Source organism: Christiangramia lutea (assembly GCF_022489035.1).
Lineage (GTDB): Bacteria > Bacteroidota > Bacteroidia > Flavobacteriales > Flavobacteriaceae > Christiangramia > Christiangramia lutea.
Map to the genome: position 1 here is coordinate 1,382,353 of NZ_JAKVTV010000001.1, position 13,673 is coordinate 1,396,025.

3 protein-coding genes are annotated in these 13,673 nt (G+C 42.9%); all 3 read left to right on the plus strand.

All coding sequences use genetic code 11. From position 1 onward, the window contains the following. On the plus strand, nucleotides 1–843 hold the full coding sequence (locus ML462_RS06260; RefSeq protein ID WP_240712891.1) for a glycosyltransferase family 2 protein: 843 nt from the start codon (nucleotides 1–3) through the stop codon (nucleotides 841–843). Nucleotides 844–847: 4 nt separating this feature from the next. After that, nucleotides 848–1,819: a UDP-glucuronic acid decarboxylase family protein gene (locus ML462_RS06265; protein WP_240712892.1), complete on the plus strand. Its 972-nt coding sequence runs from the start codon at nucleotides 848–850 to the stop codon at nucleotides 1,817–1,819. A gap of 237 nt (nucleotides 1,820–2,056) precedes the next feature. Beyond that, nucleotides 2,057–13,673, plus strand: an 11,617-nt coding sequence (locus ML462_RS06270) for an Ig-like domain-containing protein (RefSeq protein ID WP_240712893.1), incomplete at its 3' end; no start/stop codon positions are given.

The following is a 13,673-nucleotide window of genomic DNA, read 5'->3' on the forward strand; positions in this document are numbered from 1 at the left end:
ATGATCTCTGTAATCATACTTACCAAAAATGAGGAAGAGGATATCGCCAGATGCTTGGATTCCCTGAGCTGGACAGACGATGTTCACGTTCTGGATTCTGGAAGCGATGACCGAACCGTGAAAATCGCAGAATCCTTTAACGTAAAAGTTAGTCGTCATCCGTTTGAAAGTTTTGGTAAACAACGGAATTACGCATTAGATAAACTTGAACTGAAATACGACTGGATCTTATTTCTTGATGCAGATGAGGTAATAACTCCAGAGTTTCGAAAGGAAATTTTAAAATCAACCTCAGATGCAGATGAAAATACCGCTGGTTACTATTGTTGCTGGAAAATGATGCTGGAAGGAAGATGGTTGAAGTATTGCGATAATTTCCCGAAATGGCAGTTCAGATTGCTGAAAAAGGGAAGGGCCCGTTTCACCGATTTTGGTCATGGTCAAAAAGAAGATAAAATAGATGGAGAATTAGGCTATATCAAAAATCCTTATTTGCATTATAGTTTTTCAAAAGGCTGGACAGAGTGGATAGACAGACATAATAGATACTCAGTTCAGGAAGCTGAAGCTCGTCTATATAGAAGGCCAGATTTCAGGGATATTTTTAATAGACATTCCAGTGTGAGAAATCCGGCATTGAAATCCTGGCTTATCCGCATGCCTGGTTGGCCCTTTCTTAGATTCCTACATGCCTATTTCTTTAATCTTGGTTTCCTGGAAGGAACCCCTGGATTTATCTACTGTGTTAATATGGCTTACCACGAATTTCTTATTTCGATCAAAATGCGGGAACTAAAAAGGAAAAAACATCAAATGGAAGTTGAATCAATCAATACAATCTGAAATTATGAAAAGAATTCTAGTAACAGGAGGAGCAGGTTTTATAGGTTCACATTTGTGTGAACGATTGCTGAAAGAAGGTAATGAAGTAATTTGCCTTGACAATTATTTTACCGGTTCAAAAAAGAACATTGTTCAGCTTTTGGAAAATCCTTTTTTTGAACTGGTTCGCCACGATGTCACCATGCCTTATTTTATAGAGGTAGACGAGATCTATAACCTGGCCTGTCCTGCCTCTCCGGTGCACTATCAATATAATCCCATCAAAACGATAAAAACATCGGTAATGGGAGCCATCAATATGCTGGGCTTGGCCAAAAGAGTAAAGGCGAAGATCCTGCAGGCTAGTACGAGTGAGATCTATGGCGATCCAGAAATGCATCCCCAGCCGGAAAGATATTGGGGAAATGTAAACCCTATTGGACCAAGATCCTGTTATGATGAAGGCAAGCGTTGTGCTGAAACATTGTTTATGGATTATCATATGCAGAACGATGTGAAAATCAAGGTTGTTAGAATATTCAATACCTATGGTCCTAATATGAATCCAGATGACGGAAGGGTAGTATCTAATTTCATCGTTCAGGCTTTAAAAGGTGAGGATCTAACCATTTTTGGGAATGGAAATCAAACCCGGTCCTTCCAATATGTAGATGATCTGGTTGAAGGTATGATTCGAATGATGGGTACTTCTAATGATTTCATCGGGCCGGTTAATCTTGGTAATCAAAATGAGTTCACCATGCTGGAACTTGCTGAAAATACTATTGATCTAACCGGTTCATCTTCAGGGCTTATATTTAAGGAGTTACCAAAGGATGACCCTAAACAACGAAAGCCAGATACCAGCCTGGCAAAATCTAGACTCGACGGCTGGGAACCAGAAATTGAACTTCGGGAAGGTCTTATAAAAACTATAGCATATTTCGACAAAATACTTAAATCAGATAAGCAGGAAAAAGTCCTGACGAACGTCTGAGAAACCAGAATTCAGAATTCCTCCAGATCTCCAGCCCCTAAATCTTAGGCATTTAGAAAGACTAGGTACTATACTTACTTCACTCTTTGGTAGAATTAATTTTAGCTCTTTTAGAGTTAAAGCTAATCGTAAACCTTACCACACTCATATTTATTTAACGCAGACACCATTTAACAAAATCTGGTACTACATAGTTACTGCAAATTTCTAATACTTCCATTCAAAAAAATTTTTGCCATGAATAGGTTTTTTACACAAGTTCTAAAAGCGAAGAAAATTCTAATTCTGGGTCTAGCCCTGGTATTGTCACATTTTGCTTTCTCGGAGAACGATCTGGTTAAAGGGACCTTGTCAAATATTGAGGGACCAGGCGGACCAATTTTGGTACTTACCTCTAACTCAAATCCCTTTAGTACTTTTACTTCGGAAATTTTACTGGCTGAAGGTTTTAATGAGTTCACAACCTCTGATGTTTCCTTGCTTACCTCGGGACAGCTCGTTGATTACGACGTGGTGATTGTGGGAGATATTCCACTTACTTCATCCCAGGTTACACTGCTTACCAACTGGGTAGATGCTGGGGGTGTTTTAATCGCCTTCAGGCCAGACGAAAAATTAGCTTCATTACTTGGTTTACAAAAGCTAAGTGGAACCTTAACAGATAGCTATTTATTAATAAATAATAGTACAGGTCCTGGGAATGGACTGGTAGGAGAAACCATTCAATATCACAGTGAGGCCGATCTTTATGACCTCGACGGTGCGACCAGCATAGCAACCCTGTATTCATCGGCAAATTCATCTACATCGTATCCGGCAGTAACAATAAATAATGTTGGAGAAAATGGAGGTGTGGCAGCAGCTTTTACTTTTGACCTGAATAGGTCTATAGTTTACACGAGACAGGGGAATCCAGAATGGAACGGGCAGGAAAGAGACGGGCAAATACCCAGGCGTTCTAACGATCTTTTTTATCCGGATTGGGTAGATTTTTCTAAAATTGAAATTCCCCAGGCAGATGAGCAGCAACGTTTACTAGCCAATATCATCCTTCAAAACAGTCAGAAACCGCTACCAAGGTTCTGGTATTTTCCAAGAGGATTAAAGGCAGCAGTGGTCATGACCGGTGACGATCATGCGCGGGGAGGTACCGTAGCCAGGTTTAACCAATATATAGATCTTAGTGCAGATAATAGTCCGCAGGCGGTGGCAGAATGGCGGGCTATTCGGGGGAGTTCTTATATTTATCCAGATACTCCTATTTCTGATGCCGATGCTAAAGCGTTCGAAGATCTCGGTTTCGAAATAGCATTACATTTAAATACACTTTGTGCCAATTACAATGCTCAATCCATAGATGGAAATTTGTCTAACCAGCTGGCACAATTTAGCTTTGAATTCCCAAGTCTGGCAAATCCCGTAAGTAACCGTACCCACTGTATTGCCTACAGTGACTGGGCAACCCAGCCCAAAGCTGAAACTAATTATGGGATAAGGCTTGATGCGAATTACTATTACTGGCCCGATTCCTGGGTTCAGGATCGCCCTGGTTTGTTTACTGGTTCAGGGATGGCAATGAGGTTTGCAGACCTGGATGGTACAATAATCGATACATACCAACTGGCTACGCAGATGACCGATGAATCCGGACAGAATTTTCCATTTACGATCAACAGGTTGCTAGACAATGCACTTGGTTCCAAGGGTTATTATGGCTTTTTCTGTGCCAACATGCATACAGATGAAAATTTCTCACAGGAATCTGATGCAGTTGTGGCATCAGCAATTTCCCGGGATGTTCCGGTTATTTCAGCAAAACAACTTCTAACCTGGTTAGATGCCAGGAATGGATCATCTTTCGAAAATATGTTTTGGGATGGAAGCGCTTTAAGTTTCTCGATGAACATAGGAAGTGGAGCTCTGGACCTTGAATCTATGTTGCCAATTATTTCAGGTGACAAGCGCCTTGTAGCTTTAACTTTAAATAATGTACCGGTTAATTACAGGTCAGAGAGAATAAAAGGTGTGGATTATGCTATATTTCCTGCTACCCCTGGAAACTTTATAGCTACCTATGATATTAATGAGCCTCCGGTAGTTACAATAGATTCACCACTGAATAACGCTACTTTTCTGGCATTTGATGATATCAATATAATTGCACAGGCTTCAGACCCTGACGGAAATGTTTCCAAGGTTGAATTTTTTAATGCCAATACAAAATTAGGGGAAGATCTCGATGGTAGTGATGGCTGGGCCTTTAACTGGCAGGAGGTTAAAGATGGGAACTACACCATAACCGCTAAGGCGATCGATGATAAAGGATCTTTCAGTTTTTCAGAAGCCATCACTATAACCGTTGAGGTAGATCCTGATAATTTTAATTGTCCGTGTACGGTTTTTGAACCAGTAGTAACTCCCAATAGCCTTCTGAATGAAGGCCAGGGAATTCAATTAGGAATGAAGTTTTCTTCTGATATCGATGGATATATCAATGGCGTTAGATTCTTTAAACAAAATGGCCATTCCGGAAGCCATATAGGTCAGCTCTACGATTCGACCGGAAACCTACTAGCAGAGGCTAATTTCACTAATGAGACTGCCACAGGATGGCAGGAAGTCTCCTTTCCGTCTTCAGTGCCTATAACTAAGAATACTACATATATAATTTCCTATCATAGTAGCGAAGGTTATTACTCTGTAAGCGATTCTTATTTCAGTCTGGCAATAGAAAACCCGCCTTTGCGAGCCCTGGCGAATGGGGAGGATGGACCTAACGGAGTGTATCTTTTAAGTGAAACTCCAGGCTTTCCTCAAGCTCAGTTTGAATCTTCAAATTACTGGGTAGACGCTGTTTTTGATACGGAACCTGTTGTATCTAATAACCTGCCAATTGTAAATATTACAAGCCCAAACGATGGAGCAAGTTTTGCTGAGCCGGCAGATATACAGATTAATGTCTCTGCCTCAGATCCTGATGGCGAAGTAGTTAAAGTGGAATTTTTAGAGGGATCGACTTTACTAGGTGAAGACCAGGATGGAAGTGATGGCTGGAGTTTTAACTGGGAAGAGGTTTCAGCAGGTAACTATTCCATTATCGCAAGAGCTACAGATGACCTGGGAGCAGTTGGTGAATCTAGTATCAGCATAACAGTGACCACAATTCCGGTTACCCCAAATTCCATTGTATCAGAAAATGCTCTTCCGGGTAATCCGTCCAGTGAATGGGACATTGATGGAGCCGGAGATCTGTCTATTCAGGGGTTTGCTACCGATATGAGCTATAATGTTGGGGAGACAGCTAGGTTCAAGATTGATACAGATGCCAATGATTACGATATTAAAATCTATCGTCTTGGTTATTACCAGGGAAACGGTGCCAGGTACCAGGGAGATGCAACTATTACGGCTAGTTTACCCCAGAATCAGCCAAATTGTATTGAAGATTCTCAAACCGGGCTGGTAGATTGTGGAAACTGGGAGGAGTCGGCTACCTGGGATATTCCGGCAAATGCGGTTTCCGGAATTTATCTGGCGTTACTAACGCGAAGCAATGGTGGATCCAGTCATATTGTTTTTGTTGTAAGAGATGACTCCAGCAATTCAGATTTATTATTTCAAACCTCAGATGCAACCTGGCAGGCTTATAACATCTATGGAGGTCGAAGCCTTTATACCGGTTCCGGAGGAAAGGCAAGTAAAGTTAGTTATAACAGACCTTTTCTCACTCGTGATGGAGGTGGAGGGGGAGGCCCTGAGGAAGATTTCGTTTTTAATGCGGAATATCCAATGCTTCGGTGGCTGGAAAGAAATGGCTATGATGTCACCTACACCACTAATGTAGATAGCGACCGAAGGGGTGATCTAATTAAAAATCATAGGGTATTTGTTTCTGTAGGTCATGATGAATACTGGTCTGGACCGCACAGGAATTTTGTGGAATCTGCTCGGGATCAGGGAACAAGTCTGGCCTTTTTTAGCGGTAATGAAGTATACTGGAAGACCCGATGGGAAAACAGTATTGATGGTAATAATGATTCCTACAGAACCCTTGTATGTTACAAGGAAGGGATAGAAGGAGAAAACACCTGTAGCGGGAAATGTGATCCAACCGCTAGCTGGACCGGTCTTTGGAGACAAGGTTGCGATTATCTTACCGGTGATGCAAACCTCGATGGTTGCCGACCTGAAAATGCTTTAACCGGACAAATTAGCTGGGAAGAGTCGGACGCTTCGCTTAGAGTAACATCCGATTTTAAAGATCTGAGATTCTGGCGTAATACCAGTGTCGCAAATTTGAATGAAGGTCAGTCGGCCTCTTTTACCTATGCAACGATTGGATATGAGTGGAATTCGGAACAGGAAGCTTATCGCTCTACTTATCCAGATGGAAGAATTCTTTTGTCCAGGACAGTTATAGATGATGCGGTTCATAACCTATCCCTTTACAAGCATGATAGCGGAGCTTTTGTTTTTGGTGCCGGTACGGTTCAGTATTCCTGGTCTTTGGATGGAAATCACGATCGTGGAGATGATGCCCCAAGTCCGGATATGCAACAGGCTACTATAAATTTACTTGCAGATATGGGTGCCCAGCCAGCAAGTATACAGCCAGATATGGTTCGCGCAACTCCTTCTACAGATTTTGAAGCTCCTGTAATTACCTATTCTTCCCCGGGACAGGATACTGAAGTACCTATAGATACAGAAGTTCTTATCACAGGAACAGCAGAGGAAGACAATGTGATCGTTGCTGTTGAGGTTTCCGTAGATGGTGGAGTAACCTGGGAGCCTGCGGAAGGAAAGGCGAACTGGGTTTTCGCCTGGACTCCAACTGTGGAGGGAGATGTAGCAATTCAGGTGCGGTCTTTTGATGATTCAGGAAACTTGAGTTTGCCTGAAATTCGGAATGTATCTGTTTCAGATGAAGCAAATAATGCGGTACCCGTTGTTGACATTACTGAACCTGTTTCTAATTCAGAATTTATTGAACCGGTAACCATAAATATTGCCGCCACCGCTACAGATGCAGATGGTACCATTAGCAGAGTGGAATTTTTCAGAGATGACGTGAAACTGGGAGAAGACCTTTCCAGTCCATATAATTTCGACTGGGAGAATGTTCCTGCCGGAATATATTCTTTAACTGCCCGGGCTACAGATGATACTGGAGCTTTAACAATATCAGACCCGGTGATTGTAACCGTATACAGTGATCCTACAAATTCCGATTGTCCCTGTACAGTTTTTCAAGCCACCGATTTTCCTACCGGTGGGCTTAATAATGACGGACCAGCGATTCAGTTAGGTATGAAGTTCAGGACCAGTGTTGATGGATTTGCCACCGGGGTTAGGTTCTATAAGCAAAACGGAGATTCCGGAACTCATACGGGTCAGCTATATGATCCTTTAGGAAATGTTTTGGCCGAAGTAGTTTTTGAAAATGAAACCGCCTCGGGTTGGCAACAAGCAAATTTCACAACTCCTGCTGCTTTAACGGCCGGGAATACTTACATAATTTCATATCACAGTAGTGACGGCTATTATACCGTTGATGACGGAGGATTTAATGATGCTGTTCTGAATGGGCCTTTAATTGGTCTGGCTAATGGAGATGATGGTCCCAATGGTGTATACAGGTATACTAATACTCCGGCATTCCCTAATGCGAATTATTTATCAAGTAATTATTGGGTTGATGTGGTCTTTGAAACTGACGAAGTACCTTCAAATTTAGCTCCAACAATCTCGATTTCATCTCCCCTGGATAATGATTCATTTATTTCCCCGGCAGATATATTTATCACTGCAGATGCTGCAGATGCCGATGGGAACATTGTTTCAGTAGAGTTCTTCCAGGAAACAGTTTCACTGGGAGTAGATACTGATGGAAATGATGGATGGAGTTTAAACTGGAATGGCGTATTGACCAACGATTATAACTTAACTGCGATCGCTACAGATAATGAAGGTGCAACCACGACCTCGGAAATTATTAATATCAGTGTTACCGATCCTGTCAACGAGCCACCATTAATATCAATCACAACACCGGTTCAAAGCGAAGCTTTTGTTACCCCGGCAGATATTTTGATCTCAGCAGATGCAACAGATCCAGATGGAAATATTACTTCAGTAGAATTTTTTGAAGGAACCAATTCAATAGGAATAGATAATGATGGTAGTAATGGCTGGACCTTAAACTGGAATGGAGTTGTAACCGGAAATTATAAACTAACCGCGGTGGCTACAGATAATGACCTTTCCATAACAACTTCTGAAGTAATTTCAATAAGTGTTAATGAAACCGGAAATGCTGCTCCGGAAATTTCAATATTAACACCACTAAATGATCAAATTTTCACCGAACCAGAGGATGTTTTAATATCAGTAGAGGCTTCAGATTCCGATGGAGATATTGTTTCAGTCGAATTCTTTGAAGGAATCAATCCTCTGGGTATCGATAATGATGAAAGCGATGGATGGGGATTCACCTGGGTTGGTGCAATACCAGGAAACTATTCTTTAACTGCAATAGCTATAGATAATAGTGGAAATAGCACAGTCAGTAATACAATCAATATTATCGTGGATAGAGACCTTAGAAATAATGAGTGTCCCTGTACAGTTTTTGAAGAACCTGAAGGGCCTTCAGGCGGATTGAATAATGACGGACCTGCGATACAATTGGGAATGAAGTTTAAAACTAGTGTTGATGGATTTGCCACCGGAGTTAGATTTTACAAACAAAATGGCGATCCGGGAACCCATATTGGTCAGCTTTATGACCCTTCAGGAACTGTTCTGGCCCAGGTTACTTTCGAAAATGAAACCGCATCCGGCTGGCAACAGGCTAATTTTGCTACTCCTGCTGAAATTACAGCCGGAAACACTTATATAATTTCTTATCACAGTAGTGAAGGATACTACTCTGTAGAAGACCAGGGATTTTTAGAGGAAAAAGTAAACGGCCCGGTTACAGGTATGGTTAGTGGGGAAAATGGACCGAACGGGGTCTATAGGTATACCTCAGTTCCGGCATTTCCTAATCAAAGTTATTTATCCAGTAATTATTGGGTGGATGTTGTTTTCGATACAGATGAACTTCCACAAAACGAGTTACCAACAGTAGCGATCACGGCTCCATTAAATAATGAAATTTTTACAGCACCGGCAGATATTAATATTACCGCCGATGCTTCAGATGCAGATGGATCGGTGACCCAGGTTGAATTTTTTGAAGGAACCAATTCACTTGGTGTAGATGCCGACGGTAGCGATGGGTGGAGTATCAGCTGGAATAGTGTCGGTAATGGTAATTATGAACTGACTGCAATTGCTATCGATGATGACCTCGAAACCACGACTTCAGAAATTATCAATATCACGGTTGATGAACCGAACGTATTACCTACGGCAGCAATTACCTCTCCACTGAATAATGAAACTTTTATATCTCCGGCAGATATTAATATTACCGCAAATACTTCAGATGCAGATGGATCGGTGACCCAGGTGGAATTCTTTGAGGGAACAAATTCACTTGGTGTAGATGCCGATGGCAGCGATGGTTGGAGTATTAGCTGGAACGGAGTTGGAACCGGTAATTATGAACTGACTGCAGTTGCTACCGATGATGATTTGGAAACAACGACTTCAGAAATTATCAATATAACCGTGGAAGATCCGAACCAGTTGCCTATAATTGCGATTACTTCACCTCTAGACTCTGAGAATTTTATTTCTCCGGCAGATATTGAGATCATCGCCGATGCTTCCGATGCAGACGGATCGGTGACCCAGGTAGAATTCTTTGAAGGAACAAATTCACTTGGTGTAGATACCGACGGTAGCGATGGGTGGAGTATCAGCTGGAACAGCGTTACCACTGGTAATTATGAACTGACTGCGGCGGCCACCGATGATGACCTGGAAACTAATACTTCAGAAATCATTAATATTACCGTGGAAGATGCGAACCAGTTACCTGCGGTAGCTATTACTTCACCTATTGACTCAGAGATTTTTACCTCCCCGGCAACTATTGAGATCACCGCCGATGCTTCAGATCCAGATGGGGCGGTGACCCAGGTGGAATTCTTCGAAGGAACGAACTCACTTGGTGTAGATGCCGATGGTAGTGATGGTTGGAGTCTTAATTGGAACGGAGTTGGAACCGGGAATTATGAACTGACTGCCGTGGCTAGCGATGATGATCTTGAAACCACCACTTCAGAAATTATCAATATCACGGTGGATGATCCGAACCAGTTGCCTATAATTGCGATTACTTCACCTCTAGACTCTGAGAAATTCATATCTCCGGCAAATATTGAGATCACCGCCGATGCTTCAGATGCAGATGGATCGGTGACCCAGGTGGAATTTTTTGAAGGAACAAATTCACTTGGTGTAGATACCGATGGCAGTGATGGCTGGAGTCTTAATTGGAATGGAGTTTCCACTGGCAATTATGAACTGACTGCGGCGGCCACCGATGATGACCTGGAAACTAATACTTCAGAAATCATTAATATTACCGTGGAAGATGCGAACCAGTTACCTGCGGTAGCTATTACTTCACCTATTGACTCAGAGATTTTTACCTCCCCGGCAACTATTGAGATCACCGCCGATGCTTCCGATGCAGACGGATCGGTCACCCAGGTAGAATTCTTTGAGGGAACAAATTCACTTGGTGTGGATGCCGACGGTAGCGATGGCTGGAGTATTAGCTGGAACAGTGTTGCAACCGGGAATTATGAACTGACTGCCGTGGCCACCGATGATGACCTGGAAACCACAACTTCAGAAATTATTAATATCACGGTGGATGACCCGAACGGATTACCTACGGCAGCAATTACCTCTCCACTGAATAATGAAACTTTTATTTCTCCGGTAGATATTGAGATCACCGTTGATGCTTCCGATGCAGACGGATCGGTGACCCAGGTGGAATTCTTCGAAGGAACGAATTCTCTTGGAGTGGATGCCGATGGTAGTGATGGCTGGAGCCTTAATTGGAACGGAGTTGGAACCGGTAATTATGAACTGACTGCGGTGGCTAGCGATGATGATCTTGAAACCACAACTTCAGAGATTATCAATATCACCGTGGAAGATCAGAGTCAATTACCAACAATAGCGATCACCGCACCGTTGAATACCGATACATTTACTTCACCAGCAGATATTGAGATCACCGCCGATGCTTCGGATGCAGATGGATCGGTGGCCCAGGTAGAATTCTTCGAAGGAACAAATTCACTTGGTGTGGATGCTGACGGTAGTGATGGCTGGAGTTTTAATTGGAATGGAGTTTCCACTGGCAATTATGAACTGACTGCAGTTGCCACCGATGATGATCTTGAAACTAACATTTCAGAAATTATCAATATCACGGTGGATGATCCGAACCAGTTACCTAGCGTTACAGTCACAGCACCTTTAAATAATGAAATTTTTACCTCACCGGCAAATATTGAGATCACCGCCGATGCTTCAGAAGCAGATGGATTGGTGACCCAGGTGGAATTCTTTGAGGGGACCAATTCACTTGGAGTGGATGCCGATGGTAGTGATGGCTGGAGCCTTAATTGGAACGGAGTTGGAACCGGTAATTATGAACTGACTGCAGTTGCTACCGATGATGATCTTGAAACCACGACTTCAGAAATTATTAATATCACGGTGGATGACCCGAACGGATTACCTAGTGTAGCAATTACTTCTCCACTGAATAATGAAACTTTTATATCTCCGGCAACTTTTGAGATCACCGCCGATGCTTCTGATGCAGATGGATTGGTGACCCAGGTGGAATTCTTTGAAGGAAATAATTCGCTTGGTGTAGATGCCGACGGTAGCGATGGGTGGAGTATCAGCTGGAACAGTGTTGCAACCGGGAATTATGAACTGACTGCCGTGGCCACCGATGATGACCTGGAAACCACAACTTCAGAGATTATCAATATCACCGTGGAAGATCAGAATCAATTACCAACAATAACGATCACAGCACCTTTAAATAATGAAGTTTTTACCTCCCCGGCAAATATTGAGATCACCGCCGATGCTTCCGATACAGATGGATCGGTGACCCAGGTGGAATTCTTCGAAGGAACGAATTCTCTTGGAGTGGATGCCGATGGTAGTGATGGCTGGAGCCTTAATTGGAACGGAGTTGGAACCGGTAATTATGAACTAACCGCGGTGGCCACCGATGATGATCTTGAAACCACGACTTCAGAAATTATTAATATCACGGTGGATGACCCGAACGGATTACCTACGGCAGCAATTACCTCTCCACTGAATAATGAAACTTTTATATCTCCGGCAGATATTGAAATTACTGCTGATGCCTCCGATGCAGATGGATCGGTGACCCAGGTGGAATTTTTTGAAGGAACAAATTCACTTGGTGTAGATACCGATGGCAGTGATGGCTGGAGTATCAGCTGGAACAGTGTTGCCACTGGCAATTATGAACTTACTGCCGTGGCTACCGATGATGACCTGGAAACCACGACTTCAGAAATCATCAATATCACGGTGGAAGATCCGAACCAGTTACCTGCGGTAGCTATTACTTCGCCTCTAGACTCTGAGAATTTTATATCTCCGGCAACTATTGAGATCACCGCCGATGCTTCAGATGCAGACGGATCGGTGACCCAGGTGGAATTTTTTGAAGGAACGAATTCTCTTGGAGTAGATATCGATGGTAGTGATGGCTGGAGTATCAGCTGGAACAGTGTTACCACTGGTAATTATGAACTGACTGCCGTGGCCACCGATGATGACCTGGAAACCACAACTTCAGAAATTATTAATATCACGGTGGATGACCCGAACGGATTACCTACGGCAGCAATTACCTCTCCACTGAATAATGAAACTTTTATTTCTCCGGTAGATATTGAGATCACCGTTGATGCTTCCGATGCAGACGGATCGGTGACCCAGGTGGAATTCTTCGAAGGAACGAATTCTCTTGGAGTGGATGCCGATGGTAGTGATGGCTGGAGCCTTAATTGGAACGGAGTTGGAACCGGTAATTATGAACTGACTGCCGTGGCTAGCGATGATGATCTTGAAACCACAACTTCAGAAATTATTAATATCACGGTTGATGATCCAAACCAGTTACCAACCGTAGTAATCACATCTCCACTGAATAATGAAATTTTTACCTCACCGGCAGATATCAAAATAACGGTAGACGCTTCCGATGCAGACGGATCGGTGACCCAGGTGGAATTCTTCGAAGGAACTAATTCTCTTGGAGTGGATGCCGTTGGTAGTGATGGTTGGAGTCTTAATTGGAATGGAGTTTCCACTGGCAATTATGAACTGACTGCTGTAGTGACTGATGATAATCTCGAAACCACGACTTCAGAGATTATCAATATAACCGTGGAAGATCCGAACCAGTTGCCAACAGTAGCGATAACTTCTCCTGAAGACTCAGAAATTTTTACCTCACCGGCAAATATTGAGATCACCACCGATGCTTCAGATGCAGATGGGTCGGTCACCCAGGTAGAATTCTTTGAGGGAACAAATTCACTTGGTGTGGATGCTGACGGCAGCGATGGCTGGAGTCTTAATTGGAATGGAGTTTCCACTGGCAATTATGAACTGACTGCCGTGGCCAACGATGATGATCTTGAAACCACGACTTCAGAAATTATCAATATCACCGTGGAAGATCAGAGTCAATTACCAACAGTAGCGATAACTTCTCCTGAAGACTCAGAAATTTTTACCTCACCGGCAAATATTGAGATCACCGCCGATGCTTCAGATGCAGATGGGTCGGTGACCCAGGTAGAATTTTTTGAAGGAA